The sequence below is a fragment of the Nocardia sp. TBRC8007 genome (assembly GCF_056629435.1).
This window is the reverse complement of sequence record NZ_JBWSOR010000025.1, coordinates 40434-60637: the sequence shown is the minus strand read 5'-3', so window position 1 is coordinate 60637 and position 20204 is coordinate 40434. Positions and strand designations below refer to the sequence as shown.

19 protein-coding genes are annotated in these 20204 nt (G+C 64.2%); 7 read left to right on the top strand and 12 right to left on the bottom strand.

Annotation, left to right across the window (positions count from 1 at the left end; genetic code table 11):
- Nucleotides 1–111: 111 nt before the first annotated feature.
- Nucleotides 112–576 (top strand): tRNA (cytidine(34)-2'-O)-methyltransferase, encoded by a 465-nt coding sequence (locus ACX4ZE_RS17150; RefSeq protein ID WP_480274453.1) that lies wholly within the window; start codon nt 112–114, stop codon nt 574–576.
- A gap of 78 nt (nt 577–654) precedes the next feature.
- Here the strand turns inward: ACX4ZE_RS17150 and ACX4ZE_RS17145 are convergent, their stop codons facing one another.
- Together ACX4ZE_RS17145 and ACX4ZE_RS17140 are read right to left on the bottom strand one after the other, a co-directional pair.
- Entirely contained in the window at nt 655–1671 is a 1017-nt protein-coding gene (locus ACX4ZE_RS17145; protein WP_480274452.1) for a DUF4349 domain-containing protein, read from the bottom strand.
- 120 nt (nt 1672–1791) lie between these two features.
- Nucleotides 1792–2247 carry a hypothetical protein gene (locus tag ACX4ZE_RS17140; RefSeq protein ID WP_480274451.1) on the bottom strand — a complete coding sequence of 152 codons (456 nt, stop codon included), beginning with the start codon at nt 2245–2247 and terminating at the stop codon, nt 1792–1794.
- A gap of 220 nt (nt 2248–2467) precedes the next feature.
- On the opposite strand from ACX4ZE_RS17140, the gene ACX4ZE_RS17135 reads away from it, so the two are divergent.
- The gene (locus tag ACX4ZE_RS17135) at nt 2468–3454 is read left to right on the top strand and encodes an SDR family NAD(P)-dependent oxidoreductase (protein WP_480274450.1); all 987 of its coding nucleotides are present in this window, start codon (nt 2468–2470) and stop codon (nt 3452–3454) included.
- A 105-nt stretch (nt 3455–3559) separates the two neighbouring features.
- Here the strand turns inward: ACX4ZE_RS17135 and ACX4ZE_RS17130 are convergent, their stop codons facing one another.
- Together ACX4ZE_RS17130 and ACX4ZE_RS17125 are read right to left on the bottom strand one after the other, a co-directional pair.
- Complete coding sequence (locus ACX4ZE_RS17130; protein ID WP_480274449.1) at nt 3560–4471, bottom strand: sucrase ferredoxin; 912 nt, start codon at nt 4469–4471, stop codon at nt 3560–3562.
- A 111-nt stretch (nt 4472–4582) separates the two neighbouring features.
- Nucleotides 4583–5329: an alpha/beta fold hydrolase gene (locus tag ACX4ZE_RS17125; protein WP_480274448.1), complete on the bottom strand. Its 747-nt coding sequence runs from the start codon at nt 5327–5329 to the stop codon at nt 4583–4585.
- 193 nt (nt 5330–5522) lie between these two features.
- On the opposite strand from ACX4ZE_RS17125, the gene ACX4ZE_RS17120 reads away from it, so the two are divergent.
- Nucleotides 5523–6644: a serine/threonine-protein kinase gene (locus tag ACX4ZE_RS17120; protein ID WP_480274447.1), complete on the top strand. Its 1122-nt coding sequence runs from the start codon at nt 5523–5525 to the stop codon at nt 6642–6644.
- 84 nt (nt 6645–6728) lie between these two features.
- Here ACX4ZE_RS17120 and ACX4ZE_RS17115 read toward each other — a convergent pair whose 3' ends face one another.
- Together ACX4ZE_RS17115 and ACX4ZE_RS17110 are read right to left on the bottom strand one after the other, a co-directional pair.
- Nucleotides 6729–7364 (bottom strand): LuxR C-terminal-related transcriptional regulator, encoded by a 636-nt coding sequence (locus ACX4ZE_RS17115; protein ID WP_480274455.1) that lies wholly within the window; start codon nt 7362–7364, stop codon nt 6729–6731.
- Between the two features lie 146 nt (nt 7365–7510).
- Nucleotides 7511–8830, bottom strand: coding sequence for a PspC domain-containing protein (locus ACX4ZE_RS17110; protein WP_480274446.1), 1320 nt, complete (start codon nt 8828–8830; stop codon nt 7511–7513).
- Between the two features lie 179 nt (nt 8831–9009).
- On the opposite strand from ACX4ZE_RS17110, the gene ACX4ZE_RS17105 reads away from it, so the two are divergent.
- Both ACX4ZE_RS17105 and ACX4ZE_RS17100 read left to right on the top strand, forming a co-directional pair.
- Nucleotides 9010–10572 carry a PspC domain-containing protein gene (locus tag ACX4ZE_RS17105; RefSeq protein WP_480274445.1) on the top strand — a complete coding sequence of 521 codons (1563 nt, stop codon included), beginning with the start codon at nt 9010–9012 and terminating at the stop codon, nt 10570–10572.
- Complete coding sequence (locus tag ACX4ZE_RS17100; protein ID WP_480274444.1) at nt 10565–10783, top strand: hypothetical protein; 219 nt, start codon at nt 10565–10567, stop codon at nt 10781–10783. The genes ACX4ZE_RS17105 and ACX4ZE_RS17100 overlap by 8 nt, the downstream gene beginning before the upstream one ends.
- 102 nt (nt 10784–10885) lie before the next feature.
- Here the strand turns inward: ACX4ZE_RS17100 and guaA are convergent, their stop codons facing one another.
- Nucleotides 10886–12466 carry a glutamine-hydrolyzing GMP synthase gene (guaA, locus tag ACX4ZE_RS17095; RefSeq protein WP_480274443.1) on the bottom strand — a complete coding sequence of 527 codons (1581 nt, stop codon included), beginning with the start codon at nt 12464–12466 and terminating at the stop codon, nt 10886–10888.
- A gap of 108 nt (nt 12467–12574) precedes the next feature.
- Between guaA and ACX4ZE_RS17090 the strand changes: the two genes are divergently transcribed.
- On the top strand, nt 12575–13375 hold the full coding sequence (locus ACX4ZE_RS17090) for an alpha/beta fold hydrolase (protein ID WP_480274442.1): 801 nt from the start codon (nt 12575–12577) through the stop codon (nt 13373–13375).
- A 218-nt stretch (nt 13376–13593) separates the two neighbouring features.
- Here the strand turns inward: ACX4ZE_RS17090 and ACX4ZE_RS17085 are convergent, their stop codons facing one another.
- Entirely contained in the window at nt 13594–14757 is a 1164-nt protein-coding gene (locus ACX4ZE_RS17085) for a GuaB3 family IMP dehydrogenase-related protein (protein WP_480274441.1), read from the bottom strand.
- Nucleotides 14758–15087: 330 nt separating this feature from the next.
- Entirely contained in the window at nt 15088–16632 is a 1545-nt protein-coding gene (gene guaB, locus ACX4ZE_RS17080; protein ID WP_480274440.1) for an IMP dehydrogenase, read from the bottom strand.
- Between the two features lie 226 nt (nt 16633–16858).
- Here guaB and ACX4ZE_RS17075 point away from each other — a divergent pair, with 226 nt between their 5' ends.
- Entirely contained in the window at nt 16859–17263 is a 405-nt protein-coding gene (locus tag ACX4ZE_RS17075) for a DUF5319 domain-containing protein (RefSeq protein ID WP_480274439.1), read from the top strand.
- Nucleotides 17264–17506: 243 nt separating this feature from the next.
- Here ACX4ZE_RS17075 and ACX4ZE_RS17070 read toward each other — a convergent pair whose 3' ends face one another.
- The 3 genes from ACX4ZE_RS17070 to ACX4ZE_RS17060 form a co-directional block, all read right to left on the bottom strand.
- Complete coding sequence (locus ACX4ZE_RS17070; protein WP_480274438.1) at nt 17507–18577, bottom strand: anti-sigma-D factor RsdA; 1071 nt, start codon at nt 18575–18577, stop codon at nt 17507–17509.
- Complete coding sequence (locus ACX4ZE_RS17065; protein ID WP_480274437.1) at nt 18570–19148, bottom strand: sigma-70 family RNA polymerase sigma factor; 579 nt, start codon at nt 19146–19148, stop codon at nt 18570–18572. Before ACX4ZE_RS17065 ends, ACX4ZE_RS17070 begins: the two co-directional genes overlap by 8 nt.
- 133 nt (nt 19149–19281) lie before the next feature.
- Nucleotides 19282–20166 carry a hypothetical protein gene (locus ACX4ZE_RS17060; protein ID WP_480274436.1) on the bottom strand — a complete coding sequence of 295 codons (885 nt, stop codon included), beginning with the start codon at nt 20164–20166 and terminating at the stop codon, nt 19282–19284.
- Nucleotides 20167–20204: the final 38 nt, after the last annotated feature.

Sequence of the window (20204 nt, the reverse complement as noted above, 5' to 3'; positions counted from 1 at the left end):
TTCTGACGTTCGATGGAAGTTGACTCCGCCGTAGACCGGGACAGACGAACTCTGCCAAGGACACGTAAGGTTTTCCCAGGTCCGGACATGAATGAAAGGTGCCTCACTGTTGTGCTAAATCTGATGTTCCACGAGCCGCGCATTCCGCCGAATACTGGCAACGCGATCCGACTGGTCGCGGGGACCGGATGTCATCTACATCTGATCGAACCTCTCGGGTTCGATCTGTCCGAGCCGAAATTACGCAGGGCGGGGCTGGACTACCACGACTTGGCGGCGGTGACAGTGCATGCGGATCTGGCGGCGGCATGGGCGGCACTGCGTCCGGAGCGGGTTTACGCATTCACCACGCAGGCCACTACCCGGTTCACCGATGTGGCATATCGTGAGAACGACGTATTGCTGTTCGGGACCGAGCCCACCGGGTTGCCGGCGCAGGTGCTCACGGACCCGCGTATCACCGACCGGCTCCGTATCCCGATGGTGCCCGGCCGTCGTTCGATGAACCTCTCGAACACGGCGGCGGTGGCTGTCTACGAAGCATGGCGCCAGCTCGGGTTCCCCGGCGGGGTCTAACTCCCACTCGGCGGCTGTTGTCCGGCAAGAAAGTGCGGTACCACTACTCAGTTATCGAAGTTGTCCACCAGCGGACCCTTACGGCTGTTCGGTGTGATCCTCGCTCTTACTGCCGTCGGCATCCTTGCCTTCTGTGCTGGTCTCCGCGCCTTCCGCGTCGCCGGCGCCTGCCGCGCCTGGTGCGGCGGCACCGGTCGAGGGCTCTTCGGAGACCGTTGCCGATCCTCCCCTGTTCGGCGCGGGCTTCCTCCGCCGCATTACCCAACGCACGATGCCCCACAGCACAACCGCCGACACTGCGAGGAAACCGAGCCATGGAATCGCCTTGCCAATGAACACGATCGCGGCCCGCAACCAATCCACCAGCGAATTCCAGCCGGAGACAACGCCGCCCCAGAAGCTGTCAGGACCTGCGGAATCCTTGCCGCTGGTGGTGATGTCGATAGTCAGTGTGGAGAAGGCGATCTGATCGTCGAGGTGCCGCCGCTGCGCAGTGAGGCTGTCGAGTCGACCTTGACGGCTGGACAGCGCCTGCTCGGCATCGATCAAGTCGGATGTGGTGGTAGCGCCGGCCATGAGCGCGCGCAGCCGGTCTACCGAGGCCTGCAGCGCTGTGATTCTGGCGTCGAGGTCCTTCCATTGCATGGTGACGTCATCACGGTGGGTGCTGATCCGGGTGACCCGCCCGACCCCGCCGAGTCCCGCGATGAACGCGTCGGTCTTGTCCGCGGGCAACCGGACGATGAGCGTGGCGCTCGGCGCACTGTCGTCGGTGCCGGGCTGCTCGGTGCGACTGTCGATCCGGCCGTTCATCTCACGTATCTGGTCGATCACCACGCTCGCCACGGTGATCGGTGCGTCGGCGGTGACCTCGACACTTCCGGTGACGACTTCCTTGCGCGCGGCCACTGTATCGCCGCGAGGGTCGCTTTCCTGCATCGACCGCTCTTGCTCTTGCAGTCCGGGGGATATCGGGGCCGGCTCGGTGACCATCCCCGACGAGTGGTCCGGCGTGGACGGCGTATCGTCACCGCCGCAGCCGACGAGCATGATCAGTCCCAGCGCGCCGACGCAGAGCACAGCAAGCTTCCTCATGCCGGAACATTAGCTTTCTCCGCGGTTCGGCACAGTAGTTTTTCGACACGCGCAGATCTCGGCCATTCTTTTCCGGAAGGCCGCGGGAAGTGCCACCCGCTCGGATCGGGGGCACATGGATCAAGAACTCGACAAACACTCGGTGGAGCCTGCGGCCAGAGCGTCCTCGATCCCACGCAGGCGCGTCCGGATCAGAGCACCATAAGCATCCGTGGCGAGGACCACCAGGTGCCCTCGGGCGATAGCCAGTTGCATTCTGGCCACCTCGAATTCGCCGACCCGACGATGGCTGTCGGCCAAGTTCAGATATAGCGACGGAAGGAATCCACGCAAACCTTCGTCGAGCGGCACGCCTGGCCCGAACACTGCGGCTAACGCGCGCTGATCCCAGCACAGCGCGGCAGCGGCCTCCTCTTGGAGGCCGGCGAGATGGTGCGCGATCACGCAGCGGTGCAATACCTCCGCGTGTTCGCCGAGTTCGTCCCAGAGCCTTTCCAGCGCCCGTCGACCCGCCGCCGGGTCGACGCCACCGAGCCCCACTGCGGTAAAGACCTCCGCCATCCGATCGTCCGACATGCGCTGATTATCGCACATATGTTCGAATGTTTCGAACGCTACTCGACCGTTTCCCGTACCCGAAAACCCGGCGCGCGTACGGTTTCCGAACACGGAAACTGGCATCAGTGCGGCGTGCCGCCATAGTGTGAGCAACCGGTTCGGGTGCCGCAGAGCCACTTGGCAGATAACTTACCTAGCAGTAAGTTGATGTCACGCAAACTTGCGAAGGAGGGCAGCGATGACCGAAGCAGATGTTGCGCTCACCGGCCCGCATGAGCAGGCCAGGCGGCACCGTCGCACCCGCGACCTCACTGGACAGCATGTCCTCATTACCGGAGCCTCCTCCGGAATCGGACGAGCGGCGGCGCTGGCCGTCGCGAACAAGGGCGCCACCGTGCTGCTGCTCGCACGCCGCGGTGACGAACTCGCCGCCGTGGTGGACGAGATCATCGCCGCAGGCGGCTCCGCTCATGGGTATTCCTGTGATATCACCGATTCCGCCTCCGTCGATCATGTGGTCGAGACCGTGCTGAACGAACATGGTCACGTCGACATGCTGGTGAACAACGCGGGCCGCTCCATCCGTCGCGCCATCCACCGCTCCACCGACCGGTTGCACGATTTCGAGCGCACCATGGCGGTCAACTACTTCGGCGCGCTGCGAATGACACTGGCTCTGCTACCGCAGATGCGGCAACGCGGATCCGGACATATTGTCAACATCAGCAGCGCGGGCGTACAGGTGGCCACGCCTCGATACTCGGCGTATCTGGCCAGCAAAGCGGCACTGGACAAGTTCACCGAGGTAGCCGCGATCGAAACGATGGCCGATGGTGTCACATTCACCATCATCCACATGCCGCTGGTACGCACTCCGATGATCGCACCAAGCGGAAATCAAGGCCGCGCCGCGTCTCCCGAGTGGGCGGCCGCGACTATCGTGCGCGCACTGACCGAACGTCCCAAGCGCATCGACGTGCCGCTGGGCACCATCGCTGAATACGGCGCCCTGCTCACCCCGAAGATTCGCGACCACATCCTGCACCGCTACTACCGCGCCCTGCCCGACTCTCCCGCCGCCAAGGGAGAACAGCACGCACCCGCCGATCAACAGGTCGCACCCGCTACCCCGCGCCCACGGCCACAGGTCCGGTCGGCCGTGCGCCGCGTAACCGGCACTGCTTTGCGCCGGGCCGCCCGCTGGGTACCCGGCGCTCACTGGTGAACCCAACCCGATACCCTCCGCGCCGACCGCCGAATCATGAATCGGCGCAGCAGCAGCCGGTCCGAGACGAGCACGGCTATCACACGACCACGACGAAACAGGCGACTATCGGACCGGGAGCGGTCGGACATCGTCCACGCGCAGTACCGTCACGGCCTTGGGTACAGCAGCACAACTGGCCTGCCGGGGCGCGAGATCCTGAGAGCGGACGGTGACTCGCCAGCGCCTGCCGTCGCGATGGGTGACGATCGCGGCACCCGCGATGCCTGTTTCCGCACCGACCGGATCCGACTCGACCAAGAGATCGCCTGCCTGTGCGAGAACCCTTTCACGCACTGCTATTTCGGCGATCTGTTCGACGGGGTGATAGCAGCTACGACCCCGGAGGCCAGTCGTCACCACCGCGCCACGCTGAGCAGCCGAGACCGCCTCGATCGCTCCTTCCTCATCGAGTCGGCCATAGGTCAGACCACTGGGCAAGAGCACCACCGCAGGCGCGAACCGGTGGCCGCCGGTATGCGAACACTCCCAGACCTGCCCCGGATATCTCCCAGCGAGTTCCGAGGCAATCGGGCGACCGAGAAGTGCGCAGCACCGGTCGCGCTTGCCGTGTGCGCACACCAGCACGATCGGATCGAGCACGGGTACACCTATTCTCGGTGGCGGACCATTGAGCAACCGCAAGTCGAGATCGAGCAGCTGAGCCAGATCAGTGATCTCGATACGCTCACACCAGGCACCAGAACGAGGTGAGCTCGCCAGTAAAACGGTACGAGAGCCGGTGAATTCACCCCGGCCTGGGCGTCGGATCAATATCGGCCGCACCTGCGCCGCCGCGGTCCGAGTCGCCAGCTCTGCAGTGATCTCAGAACCGAGCGCTTCGTCGCCGAGCACATCCCGCCCCCACCCGCCCGGATGCTCCACACACAGCCATCCGGTCACCTGAGTGGCAGTGCCAGGCAACGGGACGTCCACCGCCGCGGCGGACGAACACAACATTCCCTCGAATTCGCTCATCGGCAGCCGTCCCACAACTGGGCACGGCAGGAGTGTTCGACAGAGAAAAGAACCGTACGGTCTTGCGCGGGCATGCCTTCACTCTAAAGATCCGGACACCGCGCCATCTGCTCAACCTGCCAAGAACGGGCGAACGATCGCGGCGAACTCCCGGTAACGGTCACGATGGATACTGTGGCCGCAGGTGAACGTCGCTACCCTGCAGTCAGGAACACTGGCTTGCAGAGCAACCAGCTTCTCCGGATCGACCATGCCACCGGGACTGCCGCGCAACACCAAGGTCGACGCGGTGATGCCGGGGAGCCGATCCCACCACTCCGGACGCGGTTTGCGGAACTGTTCCAGCGCGGTCTTGGTCATAGCGCGATCGAAGGCGAGCACCGCACGCGGATGCCTGATCAAGCTGCTCATCGCATGCCAGAGTTCAGACGCCGTGGGGAGATGGCGAGTCAAGCGCAGCTCTTCGACACCGGACCGCAGCGGAAGCGGACATTCCTCGATGACCAGCCTACGCACCAACTCCGGACGCTCCTGCGCGACGCACGACACCGCGTAGCCGCCGAGCGAATGCCCGACCAGATCGACCGCGGGCAGCTTCAGCCGATCACAAAGCCGCAGCAGATCGGCGCCGAAGTCGTCGAAGAGATAGGAATCGGTATGCGAGCTACGACCATGTCCGCGCAGATCCGGGATGATCACTCGACGTCCAGATCGCACGAGGGCCCGCGCGAACCGGTTCCACGTGTGCCCGTCACCACCCATGCCATGTACTAGCAGCACGGGGATATCGCTGACCACGCCTACTTCGGAATCCCGGTAAGCGATCCGCGCATCCGGGAATGCTACTCGGTTCACCATCAGATCCACGATCACACAGATTAGCGGCCATAATACTCTCCACCCCCATGCTGTAGTGCGGATCACCCACGCTGGTCGCGGCACGGACCGCGCACTCGACCGGCGACGATCCGACTGACATCCCGGCATGCCTCACTCGCCGTACACGGGACGAATCAGGCCAGCTAGATCTATTTTCCGCTACCCTCGCACCGTGACCGAACGCGCTCGTCCCACTGTCGGCCCTCAGTACCTCGTCGCAGGCCGTTACCGGCTGCAGTCGAAGGTGGGTGGCGGTGGCATGGGTGCGGTCTGGCTGGCACACGACCGCCTGCTCGACCGGGACGTCGCGATCAAACAGGTCCTCACCACAGCCGGTCTCGGCGCGGAAGAGGCCGATATGGTGCGCAACCAGATCATGCATGAAGGTCGGGTCGCCGCGAAACTCTCGCACGATCATGCGATCGCTGTGTACGACGTGGTGCTGGAGGCCGGTGAACCATGGCTGGTCATGGAGCACCTGCCGTCACGCAGCGTCGCGAAGGCGCTCGCACTGGTGGGCGTACTACCGCCTCTCGAAGTCGCGCAGATCGGAGCGCAGGTCGCCGATGCGCTGGCGGCCGCACACGCGGCGGGAATCGTGCACCGCGATATCAAACCGGGCAACATTCTCGTCGCCGACCGCGGCCCCGGGGTCGGCATGGCCAAGCTCAGCGACTTCGGTATCTCCCGCAGCGTGAGCGAGCTGTCCGAAGAGCCGGACGGAATGATCACCGGCACTCCTTCCTATCTTCCCCCGGAGGTGGCGCGCGGCGCGCAACCGACCAAGGCCAGCGATGTGTTCTCGCTGGGCGCCACGCTATACACCACGATCGAGGGACAACCACCGTTCGGTTTGCACGATGACAGCGATGTCATCGTGCAGCGTGCGGCCATGGCGCAGATCATCCCGCCGCGCCGCAGCGGGATGCTCACTCAGGCGCTGCTGCACATGATGGAGCCCGCGCCACAACGCCGCCCGACCATGGCCGAAGCACGGGACGAAATCCTCACGGCCGCTTTTGGTCCTGGTACCGGACCATATATCCTCGGCACGCCCGTACGTGCCGAGGACGGAACCATCCCGGCCTGGGCGGCGCGCAATTCGGCCGCAGGCCTGCGCAGCCCCCGCTCCGCACCGCTGCCCCGTCCGCATCGCACCTTCGCCGGAGCCACTACCGCCACCACGGCCAAGCGCGGCAGAACTCCCCAGCAGGACAATGCCCCGATAGCCATCACCGTCGGCCTGCTCATCGGCCTGCTCATCATCGTCGCGATCGTCATCGCTGTCCTGTGATCTCCGCGCATACCCTGGCTCATCCGCACGGCCACTACCTCGGCGGTAACTCGACGGCAGAGACGCCGATACGGGCGGGCCGGATCAATTGATCCGGCGGTGGTGAGCCCAGCGGGTCAAGGCATTACGATTGGACTGCTGGGTTTTGCGAAGCACATTGGATGCGTGGGTTTCCACTGTCTTGACGGAGATGAAAAGGGATTCAGCGATCTCTCGGTAGGTATAGCCGCGCGCGAGCAAGCGCAGCACCTCTAATTCTCGCGGTGTCAACGAATCCAGTTCTGGATCCAAAGGAGGTTCGGGGACTGGGGACTTCCCGGTGAACGAGTCCAGCACGAAACCGGCCAGCCTGGGGCTGAATACCGCGTCTCCACCCGCCACCCGGCGGATGCCTTCGGCCAGTTCGGCTCCTGAAATCGTCTTGGTCACATAGCCTCTGGCACCGGCCCTGATCACCGCGATCACATCCTCCGCAGCGTCGGACACGCTCAATGCCAGGCACACCGGTCCCGGTTCGATAGCCGACAACACCGCGACCCCACCGCCGTCAGGCATATGCACATCGAGCAGAACGACATCCGGACAGACCTCGTTGATCCCCACAATCGCCTCAGCGACTCCGCCCGCCTCCCCGACCACCTCCATATCTCCTGCTCGGTACAGTTCCGCGCGTACTCCAGACCGGAAAACAGCGTGATCATCGACGAGAAAGACCCGCACGGTCACCTACTTCTCCTCACCTGACGGTGGACCGGCCACCCTGACATTCCATCGGTACCACACCACTCGCCATTCCAGCGCTCTCCATACCATTCAGTCGCCAGTCGTTCGAAAAGACCGGCCCTACCCAAGAGGGGATGCAGTGGTCACTGGTTCGCACCGGCCCCAGGAGTGGGTGCGCTATCCTCTGCGGGAGCAGCGGAGTCCGTGCGCGGCATAATGATCCGGACCTCGGTGCCACGGCCCGGCGTCGACAAGATATCCACCTGCCCACCCCGGCGCTCGATGCGACCACGGATGGACTTGGCCAAGCCCCGGCGGTCCTCTGGCACAGACGCGAGATCGAATCCGGCGCCGCGGTCGCGGACGAAAATACTCACCTGATGTGGCTCGGTCTCGGCGAACAGATCGATCTCTGGGACGCCCGCGTGTTTCGCGGCATTGACCAGTGCTTCTCTGCTCGCACCTAGCAGCGCGGTGAAGTGTTCTCTCGGCAGACCGGCCCCGGAGCCCTCTGCGTCCATCGACACATCCCCCACAGTCACCGGTGCGACCTTGACACCGTGCTGATCCTCCACTTCACCCGCGATAGTGCGCAAAGCCGCGACCAGACTGGACTGAGCCGGACCGGAATCCTCGAACAACCACTTGCGCAATTCCCGCTCCTGGCTGCGAGCCAGCCGCACCACCTCCTGCGAGTCACCCGCTTGGCGTTGGATGAGCGCGAGTGTCTGCAGCACGGAATCATGCAGATGGGATGCGATCTCCTCACGTTCCTCATTGCGGATACGGGCGGCGCGCTCCGCATTCAACGCACGCATCATGCGTAGCCACAGCGGGACGGTCAACAATCCCGCACCGATCAACGTAACCGCCACCGCGATCAGCGCGGACCCGAGCGAACTCAAATCGATCCTGGCCAGAACCACCACGCCGAGGCCTACCACGATAAGCGTCGCTCCAGCGCCGATACGCGACCAGGTCACCACGGAAGGATGTGCGGGCAGTCCGAGTAACGAGCGCGGTCCTTCGACGTCGTACTCCCGCCACACCAGCGCCGCACCGAGCGCGACCACGATCACCGGCGCGATCACTGTCGCCGCCGTACCACTGAACACCCAGGACACACCGACCGCGAGCCCGAGCCCGAGCATGGAGAGCCCGATCGCTTGCCGCCGCTCTACGCTGGAGGCCTTCATCTGGTCCGAGCCGCCTGGCATGAAGATCCACAACAACCCGTAGGCGACCGTTCCCGCCCCTGCCAGCGCGGACAGCAGCACAAACGCAATCCGTATCTGGAATACATCGACACCGAGATGATCGGCCAGACCACCCGCCACCCCGCCGATGATCCGACCACCCGATCGACGCACCATCCGCGCCTGCGGCTCGGCGACCGGTGCGGAACCGAATCCGCGGGCAGCATCGAATCCCCGGGTGTCGAACGCGGGAACAGGCGGGTACATATCTTCGATACTGGCATGGGCATCGGACGACCTGCCATCGGGAATCACCCTGATCCAACCCCGGACAACAAAGGGTGCGGTATGCCGCCAACTGCTTGTCGGAACAACAGATCGTTCCAAAGGCATTCAGGATATTTTCAGGGTTCCCCCCGATGTATCTGCCCTGGATAGGGCCCACCATGGGAATCATGACGAGAACCAGCTTCGGCGATCAGCTCCAGCAGATATGGCAGACACGGCCAGTGCGGTTGCCTCAGCAGGCTCCGATCGCAGGCGTCGCCGCGGGATTCGCGCAGCGCTACAACGTCGATCCGGTGCTCGTCCGCGTCGCATTCGTGGTCTCGACAATCTTCGGCGGCGCGGGCCTCGTGCTCTATCTACTGGCTTGGCTACTGCTGACCGCGGCAGGCGACCAGGTCTCGGCAGCCGAGTCCCTGCTCGGCAAAGGGCACTGCACACTGTCGCAGTCCAAGACCATCGTGTTGATCGTGGCGCTGGCTATCGCGGTCAGCACAATGGGTCCGGTCGGCGTAGGTCTCGGTGGATCCGGCCTGATCAGCTTCGCACTGATGCTGGCAGGCTGGTGGATGCTGCACCTGCGCGCACCGGTACCGCAGACAGGCGCAGGCGATGTGGTCAGCGGGTTCGCCCCCGACGGCGGAGGCACCGCTACTGGTTATCCTGGCACCACCTTCCCGACAGGAATACCTCGCACTGCGGGCGATATGCCGATGCCATCGACCGCCGTCTACGACCCACACTCCGAACTACCGGATAGATACCTCCCTGACCAGCAGGAAGGTGCGGCAGCGAGCGATACGGAACCGGTACTGCTCGGCAAAAACGCCGCGAGCGGAAACACTGCTCAGGCCACTCCCGCAGAGTCCGAACATTCCGCACCAGCCACGCCCATGGCAGCGAACACCGTGCCCGAAACCGAGCGGATCGGTTCACCGCTGACCGGAAGCCCTGTCTCACTAGGCAAAGACCCCACCAATGCTTCGATACCCGGTGGCAGGCCCACTCCTGCGACGAGCCCCCCCTCGACAGAGCACACGGTGGTCATCGGCGGTCCCACTCCACCGTCCTGGGATCCGCTCGGCGTCGCTCCGCTCGCCTGGGACCTCCCAGAACCCGCACCAACCCAGACCGACGCTTCGCCACCGCAGCGTCCTCGATCACGGCTGACACCGACGGTGCTCGGCTTGGCCATCCTCGCCGCAGCAGGCGCGGGTGCGGCAGCAGCCTCTGGCGTGGAATGGATGACACCGGCCCGGATAGGTGCGGCCGCGCTGGCGGTAATCGGTCTCGGGCTGATATTCGGCGCTTTTGTGCGGCGCGGCTATGGCTTGCTGGTGATCACCGCGCCACTCGCCGGCTTCGTGCTGCTCGCCTCCGCTGTCGGCCCGATCGAGTTCGATCGTGGCGCGATGGGCGAGCACACCTGGGCGCCGATATCCAACGCCGAGCTGGCATCGAACTATACGGTGACCTTGGGCTCCGGCACATTGGATCTCCGTTCGCTCGAACTCACCGAAAATCGCACTGTCGATTTCGCCGTCCGGGTAGGCGAAGCCCGAGTACTACTGCCCCCGGAGCTGACCGTCCGGATTCAGTGCACCGCGTACGTAGGCGAAGCTCGATGCGATAACGGCCTTACCGGCCCGGACACGCCTGGTGCTCCGGTGCTGGATCTGAACATCGATGTCCGAGTCGGAAGCGCGGAGGTGCGGCATGGCTGAACACAACGACAACAAGGCGTCCTACACCAAGCGTGGTCTCTCTGGCTCACTGCTCATCACGGGTCTGCTTTCCCTCGCGGTAAGCGTATGGGCCTTCACCGGTCCTGCTTCTTGGCCCGTAGTCACCATGATCCCGATCGGTTGGATCATGGTGCTCGCCGCGATCGTCATCGGCATCGCACTGGTGATCTCACCGCGTAAACGACCATGATCATCGACCTGATTCCGAACGAACGGCCCGGCCCGCGCCGATCCGGCACCTGGCGGCTTCTACGCGAGCACACGATCAGCGCCGGGCACCGAGAGGTGGGAACTACTCCCACTCGATAGTGCCAGGGGGCTTACTCGTCACGTCGAGGACTACGCGATTGACTTCCGGAACCTCGTTGGTGACGCGGGTGGAGATGCGTTCCAACACTGTATAAGGCAACCTGGTCCAGTCGGCGGTCATCGCGTCCTCGCTGGAGACAGGGCGTAGCACGATGGGGTGACCATAAGTGCGTCCGTCACCCTGTACACCGACGCTGCGAACGTCCGCGAGTAATACCACAGGGCACTGCCAGATCTGTTGGTCGAGACCGGCGGCAGTCAGCTCTTCGCGGACGATGGCGTCGGCTCGGCGCAGCATCTCCAGCCGATCCGCGGTGACTTCACCGACGATCCGGATGGCGAGGCCGGGACCGGGGAACGGTTGGCGAGCAACAATTTCCTCAGGCAGGCCCAATTCGCGTCCCACTGCGCGGACTTCGTCTTTGAACAGTAAACGCAGCGGCTCGACCAGCTCGAACTCCAGGTCGTCGGGCAGACCACCGACATTGTGATGGCTCTTGATATTCGCGGTACCACTGCCGCCGCCGGACTCGACAACGTCCGGATACAGCGTGCCCTGCACCAGAAACTCGACCTTCGGCATCGCACCATCGGCCTCGCGATGCTCTAGTACCGCTTCACCCACCGCATCCTCGAAAGCGCGGATGAACTCCCGTCCGATGATCTTGCGCTTCTCTTCGGGGTCGGTGACGCCCTTCAGCTCACCGAGAAACTTGTCCACGGCGTCGACAGTCACCAGCTTGGCACCGGTCGCGGCGACGAAATCCTGCTGCACTTGCTCGCGCTCCCCCGCACGCAACAGGCCGTGGTCGACGAATACGCAGGTCAACCGGTCACCGATAGCGCGCTGCAGCAACGCCGCAGCGACCGCGCTGTCCACTCCGCCGGACAAACCGCAGATCGCGTGTCCGGCACCGACCTGCTCCCGTACCGAAGCGATCAACGAATCCGCGATACCGGCCGGGGTCCACGTGGGGGGGATGCCGGCGAGCTCGTGCAGGAATCGGCTCAGCACCTGCTGTCCGTGCGGCGAATGCAATACCTCGGGGTGGTACTGCACACCAGCCAGACGGCGGGCGCGATTCTCGAACGCGGCTACCGGGGCACCCACGGTAGTACCGGTGACTTCGAAGCCCGCCGGAACGTCGGTGACCGCGTCGCCATGACTCATCCACACCGGCTGGATGGTGGGCAAGCCACCGTGCAGTACACCGCCGTCGATATTGAGTTCGGTCCGTCCGTACTCTCTGGTGCCGGTATGCGCGACTGTACCGCCCAATGCCAGCGCCATCGCCTGGAAGCCATAGCAGATGCCGAAAACCGGCAGTTCCAGCTCGAACAACCGAGGGTCCAGCTGCGGCGCGCCCTCAGCGTACACGCTGGCCGGACCACCGGACAGGATTATCGCGAGCGGGTTCTTCTCAGCGATCTCCTCAGCTGTCATAGTGTGCGGAACCACCTCGGAGAACACGCTCGCCTCGCGAACTCGCCGCGCGATCAGCTGGGCGTATTGTGCTCCGAAATCGACGACGAGGACAGGTCTCTGGGTTTGTGCCACCCGCATAGTTTAGTGAGCGGGCGAAACCATCGAATCAGCGGCACAGCGAGCGCCCACCAGCCTGCCTGCGACGAAACACCCCGCATAGCCGACGCTCTGGCTATCCTTCTGCTCGTGCCCTTCGCCTGCGCGATCGATGCCGACATCCATTACGAGGACAGCGGCGGTGCCGGTCCGGTGGTGCTGCTAGCGCACGAGTTCCTCATGGACCACACCATGTTCGCCGCACAGCGGACCGCGCTCGCCCCAGAATTCCGGATCGTCTCCTGGGACGCGCGTGGCCACGGTCGCACCACGGACAAGGGCTTGCCGTTCACTTATTGGACCGCCGCGCGAGACGCCCTGACCGTGCTCGACCATCTCGGCGCCGAACAGGCTGTGGTCGGCGGCACCGCACAAGGCGGCTTCACCGCACTGCGTACCGCGCTGATCGCACCGGAACGCGTCGCCGCACTAATCCTGATCAGCACCGAAGCCAGTGGCCCCACCTCCGAACAGGCCACCGCCACCCGGCGGTTCCTCCACGAATGGTATGGCCAAGGCACCCACGAACAGGCCGTGCAGCAACTGGCTTCCTGGCTGATCGGCGATGATGAACAGTATCGCTCGATCTGGACCCACCGCTGGCGCACCCGAGACCAGCATGACATCGAAGTCGCGGCGAACTGCCTCCTCAGCCGGGATTCGATACTCGACAGGCTCAGCGATATCACCTGCCCCACCTTGGTGATCCATCCCACCGCTAGCGGCCTGGACCCCGAACACGCCCACCAATTGACCCGCGAACTACCCGACGCCACATTCATCGAGATCCCGGACGCGCATCTGGCAGCGACCATGACCCATCCCGAACCGGTGAATCACGCGATCGGGCAATTCCTACGTACCAGAACGAAGCTCCCCCGAGTGCGATGATCCCGTCGACGTAGACCTGAGTCGCGCAGACACAATCTGCAACCCGCCTACCCCAGCCACAGCAGTGCAATCTTACGAGCGCCGTTCGCGGGCCCCGACTCGCATCCCAACGGACGAAGCACATGCACCGTAGGCGCCATGAGTCTTGCCCGCTGGGACGCGAGCCTCCAAGACGCCGCGAACCCGCGGCACCGCAGGCGCTGCACGCCGAACACAACTCAAGCCCGAACGCTCAGGCCTACTTTCTGGAATTCCTTCAGATCCGAGTAGCCGGCCTTCGCCATCGAGCGGCGCAGACCTCCGACAAGATTCAGCGACCCGAACGGGTCGTCGGATGGGCCGTAGAGCACCCGATCCAGGTTCGGGCGTGCGGCGCCGGCCTCAGGTTCGCCACTGAGGTCCCATGGATCATCCGCGCGCAACAACGAACCGCGCGGCACCGAAGGATGAGCCGCTGCAGACGGCCAGTACCAGCCATTCCCCGGCGCATCCGCGGCGACTGCGAGCGGCACCCCGAGCATGGCGGCATCCGCGCCACAGGCGATCGCTTTGGCCAACTGTCCGGAGGTGGCGATATCACCATCCGCGATAACATGCACATAACGACCACCGGTCTCATCCAGATAATCGCGACGAGCAGCAGCGGCATCGGCAATCGCGGTGGCCATGGGCACACCGATACCGAGCACCTCACCAGTGGTGGTCGCGCCAGGGTAAGAGCCGTATCCGACAATCACACCGGCCGCACCGGTACGCATCAGATGCAGCGCGGTACGGTGATCGCTCACCCCACCCGCGACCACCGGCACATCCAGCTCGGCGATGAACGTCTTGAGATTCAACGGTTCGCCATCGCTGACGTGTTCGGCGGAGATGATCGTGCCGTGCACCACCAGCAAATCGATGCCCGTTTGCAAGAGCGTCGGGGTGAGTGCGCGCGCGTTTTGCGGGCTGACCCGCACCGCCACCGTGACACCGGCAGCGCGAACCTGAGCGACCGCGGCGGCGAGCAGATCCGGCCGCATGGGTGCGGCATGTAATTCCTGCAGCAGCGCTATGGCGCGCTCGTAGCCACCCTTGTCGGCGAGCTCGGCCAGCTGGTCGATCTTTGCGGCGACATCTGCGTGCCGCGCCCACAGACCTTCACCATTGATCACGCCGAGACCGCCGAGGCGCCCCAGTTCGATAGCGAACTCCGGCGATACCAACGCATCGGTCGGATGCGCGAGAAACGGGATCTCGAAACGGTAGGCGTCCAGTTGCCAAGCCAACGAGACCTGCTTCGACGATCGAGTCCGACGTGAGGGGACGATATCGACATCGTCCAGCTCGTAGGTACGCCGGGCGGTCCGGCCCATGCCGATCTCCACCATGTCGCGCACGCGAATTCTCCTTAGGGTTTTGCAGTGCCTATGGCGCTGCGGGTTCACAGCCCTCAAGGGCTCGCGTTCCAGTGAACGAGCCTCACGCGCCTAGGCGCGTGCGCTTCGCCCGCCGAAACGCGGGCCGGGAACGGCGTTCGTAAGCCTCCCGCCGCCTATTGGTCGCGGGAGGCTTACATCTCCTGTTGCCCGGAAGATTTATGTCTCCAGTTCTTATGAGGTGGCTACGGCTTGAAGGGGCTCCGGCACCACCGACAGTCCACCACCGACAGTCACTGAGCGCATCCTCCTGCTCGGACCGGTCGGTCCCGGCTCTGGAATGTAACCGGACTAACTTCTACCAGTGTAATTAGGGGCCTCGGCAGTCATAGTGATGTCGTGTGGATGACTCTCCTTCAGACCCGCCGCGGTGATCTGCACGAACTGAGCCGCCTGCAGATCAGCGATCGACTGCGAACCGGTGTAGCCCATAGCGGCGCGCAACCCGCCGACCAGCTGATGGATGACTTGATTGACCGGCCCACGGAAAGGTACCCGGCCTTCGATGCCCTCGGGCACCAGCTTGTCTTCCGCCAGCACGTCGTCTTGGAAATAGCGGTCCTTGGAGAATGACTTGGCCTGGCCACGCCCTTGCATGGCACCGAGCGAGCCCATACCACGGTAGCTCTTGAACTGCTTGCCACCGACCAAGATCAACTCACCTGGCGACTCCGCGGTGCCCGCGAGCACCGAACCGAGCATCACAGTGGACGCACCCGCGGCGATGGCCTTGGCGATGTCGCCGGAGAACTGAATGCCACCATCGGCGATCACCGGGACGCCTGCGGGCTTACATACGGCGACCGCCTCCAGGATCGCGGTGATCTGCGGGGCGCCGACACCGGCGACAACCCTGGTGGTGCAGATGGAACCGGGGCCGACACCCACCTTGACAGCATCCACGCCCGCCTCGACCAGAGCCGCCGCGCCCGCACGAGTCGCCACGTTGCCGCCGACCACCTGGATCCGGTCGCCGACCTCGGACTTGACCTTGGCCGCCATCTCCAGCACCTGTACCTGGTGACCATGTGCGGTATCCACCACGAGCACATCGACACCTGCGTCAGCCAGCGCCATAGCCCGCGACCACGCGTCTTCCCCCACTCCGACCGCTGCGCCGACCAGCAGACGACCGTCACGATCCTTGGTGGCGTTCGGATACTGATCGGTCTTGACGAAATCTTTAACGGTAATGAGTCCACGCAGCCGCCCATTGCCGTCGACGATCGGGAGCTTCTCCACCTTGTGTCTACGCAACAGACCGAGCGCGGCTTCGGCGGTCACCCCCTCCTGTGCGGTGATCAGCGGAGCCTTGGTCATCACGTCGGCGACGCGGCGATTCTGATCCACCTCGAAACGCATATCGCGATTAGTGATGATGCCCACAAGAGCGCCGGTCTCGTCCACCACGGGGAGCCCGGAGATGCGGAAGCGGGCACACATCGCATCGACTTCGGCAAGGGTGTCGGTCGGACGGCAGGTCACCGGGTCGGTGACCATCCCGGCCTCGGACCGCTTGACCGTCTCCACTTGGGATGCTTGATCGACTGCCGAGAGATTGCGGTGCAGCACGCCCATACCGCCCGCGCGAGCCATGGCGATAGCCATCCGCGCCTCGGTCACAGTGTCCATCGCTGAGCTGACCAACGGGGTACGCAAGCGGATCTCCCTGGTCAGCTGACTGGCAGTCGTCACAGAGCTAGGGATCAGATCCGAGGCGGCAGGCAGCAACAGCACATCATCGAAAGTGAGGCCGAGCATGGCTATCTTGTTCGGATCATCGCCGCCCGTAGGAGGGCGGACTGCAATTCGTTCGCCCGATACGGGATTACTCATTCGGATCGACCCCTCCTGAACGTCGATAGCGACCGAAGCCGGAAGAACCCGGCTCCGTGACGGCTGATGGAATGGACGGCAGCGCTCGGCGATAATGTTGCCTGGTCCGCCGGAGCCTTGCTCAATGGTATCTGTCCGGTTAACTCGTCGACGAAGTGAGCCCACCACCAAAACTGGCAGGGCGCAGCGCTGGCGCAGACCACCCTGTTCTGCGTACCGTGGGGATGTGCGTGACCATCTACCACCTGGCTTGCCGCCGGATCCGTTCGCCGGAGACCCCTCCGACCCGTCCGCTGCGCTCGATGCCATCGAGCCAGGCGAACCACTGGATCCCCACGAGCGCCTTGCGGTCGAGGAGGATCTCGCCGACCTCGCGGTATACGAGGCGCTGCTGGCCCACCGCGGTATCCGCGGGCTCGTGGTCAGCTGCGAAGACTGCAGACAGGACCACTACCACGACTGGGACATGTTGCGCGCCAACCTGCTTCAGTTACTGGTCGACGGAACAGTCCGCCCGCATGAACCCGCCTACGATCCCACCCCGGAAGCATACGTCACCTGGGACTATTGCCGCGGGTACGCGGATGCCTCGATGAACGAGGCATTCCAAGGCGACGGATTCGACAGCTGAGACAGCCACTCGACACTTACTGTCAGGGTTTGCCACTATGGTGTTTGCCACTATGGTCTTCGACGCACACGATCACTGCGGTAGATGGTTGATGCCGCTCGGTGGCTTGCTGGTCAGCAACGAGCAGATGGAAGCGAACCGGCAGTAACGATCGATTCACGCCTTCGGCGCCGTTTCCAGTCGGCTTCCGAAATAAGTACCGTTCCGGTAGCTCCGAACAACCAGGTATGCCGGGAGCTATGGTCAGTTACCGCCATGTGTCGGCACCGAAGGAGGCCCGGTATCCGCTGAGGGTTCGACCATGGGAACTTCGTGCTGTCGCGTCGTTGGCTGGGTGTTGGTGGGCGGAGACGTACTCGTCGGTGGCTGGGTGCTGGTGAGCGGGGCCGTGCTCGAGGGCGACCGCGGGGTCGTGGGCGCGGTGGTAATGGTGTCCGCGGGAGAAGTAGCCGGAGTGCCATTGTTCGGCGCCGTCGTATCTGCCGATTGCGACGATGCACTGGGCTCCTCAGTCGGCCGCTCCAGTATCGTCGATCCGGTATCCGCAGTCGTCGAACTGGGCTCAGTGGTCGCGCTGCGGTCCAAGGTCGTGTGCGAAGCACTGGTCTTCGGGGTCATCGGCTCGAGTTGGCTTGCCAGCTCCGGCGACACCTTGCGCAGCTCTTCAAGCAGACGCTGCCACTCGACCGTCAATTCGTCGCGCTTCTGCGGGTCATTGACCTGCGCGGTGTTCTCTTTGGCTCGTTCCAGGCGAGACTTGGCCTTAGTCGGATTCTGCGCGACCAGAGTCGAGGCCTCGGTCAGGGCATCACCCGCCCGCCGCACGACGGTCGTCTGGGCCTGCTCACTGAACACGACCTCCTTGACCGGCCACAACGGATCGCCCGGCTCTGCACCGTAGGAGAACGCCGTCATACTGCCGACGACCAGAGCCAGCGCGGCCGCGGTCGCCGCGATCGGGCGAAGTAACCTCAGTTGCGCACCACTACGCTTCCCCGTCCGGACCCGACGCGCGTCGATTTCCTGGTCGATCGCCGCCACGATCGCATCCAGGTCCGGGTCGGCAGGCATCGGAGCGGTGACCAGCTCCGCCCGCCAATCCGCCAGCAACATCGCGAGCCGGTATTCCTCGGGGCTGTCGGTACGCACCGGACCATCACTGGCGATAGCGGCGATCAACGCATCGTCGCGGCGCACCGCGGCGATATCGACCGGACCGAGGTCCTCGAGAGACTCATCGGCGTAGGGACCGCTGTTGCGCGAACCAAGCCGCGCCTTCCAGTCGCCCCGACCGCGCTTGCCATCCCTAGCCATACATTTCACCTGCCCTCGCCACTTGTGACTTGAGTTTCGCGAGCGCCCTGTGCTGGGCCACCCGTATCGCACCCGCCGTGCTGCCCACGGCGGCCGCAGTTTCTTCCGCTGACAAACCCATGACCAAGCGCAGAATCAAGATCTCTCGATGCTTCGCTGGAAGCGTTGCGAGTAGACGGTTCATCTGTCTGCTCGTTTCTGATTCGAGAGCTCGTTGTTCCGGCCCTTGGTCGGTAGATATGACATCTGGTACTTCGGCCATCGCCTCAGCCTTGTTACGGGCAGCATTGCGGTGAGCGTCGGCAACCTTGTGCGAAGCGATCCCGTAGACAAAAGCCATGAAAGGCCTACCCTGGTCTTGATACCTGGGCAGAGCTGTCATCACAGCCAGACAAACCTCCTGCGCGACATCGTCCGCGGAGAGCTGCCCACGCTCCGCGACCCCGATCCGCGCGCGGCAGTAGCGCACCACCAGCGGACGGATCATCTCCAGTACCTGAGCTAGAGCGGATCTGTCACCCTGCGTAGCGGCAGCGACGGCGAGGTCCAACTCTTCGCCCGTGTGCGTCATCGGCAGAGATATTCCTGGCGTTACATAGTGGCACGGTCCAGTAGCGACCAATGCTTCCACCGAAGGGGCGGAACGGGTCCAACAATAGCGACCCTCTGCCGAGAACCGAGCAACGCGGTGGTCTCCACACGACCTACCCGCCGCTCAACGGGCGCAACACTCCACCGAAGCCTGCGATGAGCCCGGCGCACTCGGTCGCCTCCACCCGAGCCCCCTCGACGCCAAGTCCCTCCCGTAGCATGGCGCAAGCCCACTGCAGGGGAAGCAGGCCCTGCTCGCGACACTGCTCAGCGACCTCCTCGGCCAGTGCGCGAGATTGCTCCTTAGCGCCTCGGCTGGCCGCCGCAGCCGCGACCAGCAGTCGAGACTTGATCTGATGCCGCACCGATGGCGCGTTCTCGGCCTGTTCCAGCGCGGTCGCCGCATGCTCACTCGCCACGCCGAAATCACCGGCTGCCAAAGCGGTTTCCGCGGATACCCAGCGCCAGCGGATCGCACAGCGCCAGCGAGCCGGATACTGCTCGACCACTGCCGCGCTACGCCGCAGCAACCGGTCCGCCAGCGCGAGTCTGCCGACTCCGAGCGCGTCGGCAGCGAGTCCGGTGAGCGCGTCACAGATCGCATCAGCACGATTGGGACAGCAACCGATGGGTGAGGTCGGGGCTTGCCCAGCCTCGGCAGCCGTATCCTCGGCATCAGCCGCGAAGATCAACGCGGCTGCGCGGCCATCGAGAGCAGCAGCGCGCTCATGCCGACCGAGCTGGCGCAGGAAGGACCCCTCCGCGCTTCCCGCCAGTGAGAGGAGTATGGGATCGGTGCTGTGATCGTATATCTTTCGCAGTTCGACTCGTGCTGCGGCGTAACGCCCTCGGCCACCGAGGACCACCGCACGATACCACCAGCCGAGCGCGTCCGATGCGTGCGGCAATTCGGCAAGCGGATAACCCGGGTCCTCGCCGAAGGCGGCTTCGGCGAGGACCCGGACATACGGGACTTCGAGTCGAGTCGATGCGGGCACGGGCGCACTCTATCCCTTACCGGACACAGGCCGGGTGC

Bases quoted from the DNA above. Each gene is read 5' to 3' on its own strand.
- ACX4ZE_RS17100 (WP_480274444.1), top strand. From the start codon at position 10,565: ATGGCTGAACACAACGACAACAAGGCGTCCTACACCAAGCGTGGTCTC.
- ACX4ZE_RS17065 (WP_480274437.1), bottom strand. From the start codon at position 19,148: ATGACGCACACGGGCGAAGAGTTGGACCTCGCCGTCGCTGCCGCTACG.
- ACX4ZE_RS17125 (WP_480274448.1), bottom strand. From the start codon at position 5,329: ATGGTGAACCGAGTAGCATTCCCGGATGCGCGGATCGCTTACCGGGAT.
- ACX4ZE_RS17135 (WP_480274450.1), top strand. From the start codon at position 2,468: ATGACCGAAGCAGATGTTGCGCTCACCGGCCCGCATGAGCAGGCCAGG.
- ACX4ZE_RS17110 (WP_480274446.1), bottom strand. From the start codon at position 8,830: ATGTACCCGCCTGTTCCCGCGTTCGACACCCGGGGATTCGATGCTGCC.
- ACX4ZE_RS17145 (WP_480274452.1), bottom strand. From the start codon at position 1,671: ATGAGGAAGCTTGCTGTGCTCTGCGTCGGCGCGCTGGGACTGATCATG.
- ACX4ZE_RS17130 (WP_480274449.1), bottom strand. From the start codon at position 4,471: ATGAGCGAATTCGAGGGAATGTTGTGTTCGTCCGCCGCGGCGGTGGAC.
- ACX4ZE_RS17070 (WP_480274438.1), bottom strand. From the start codon at position 18,577: ATGGCTAGGGATGGCAAGCGCGGTCGGGGCGACTGGAAGGCGCGGCTT.
- ACX4ZE_RS17140 (WP_480274451.1), bottom strand. From the start codon at position 2,247: ATGTCGGACGATCGGATGGCGGAGGTCTTTACCGCAGTGGGGCTCGGT.
- guaA (WP_480274443.1), bottom strand. From the start codon at position 12,466: ATGCGGGTGGCACAAACCCAGAGACCTGTCCTCGTCGTCGATTTCGGA.
- guaB (WP_480274440.1), bottom strand. From the start codon at position 16,632: ATGAGTAATCCCGTATCGGGCGAACGAATTGCAGTCCGCCCTCCTACG.
- ACX4ZE_RS17105 (WP_480274445.1), top strand. From the start codon at position 9,010: ATGGGAATCATGACGAGAACCAGCTTCGGCGATCAGCTCCAGCAGATA.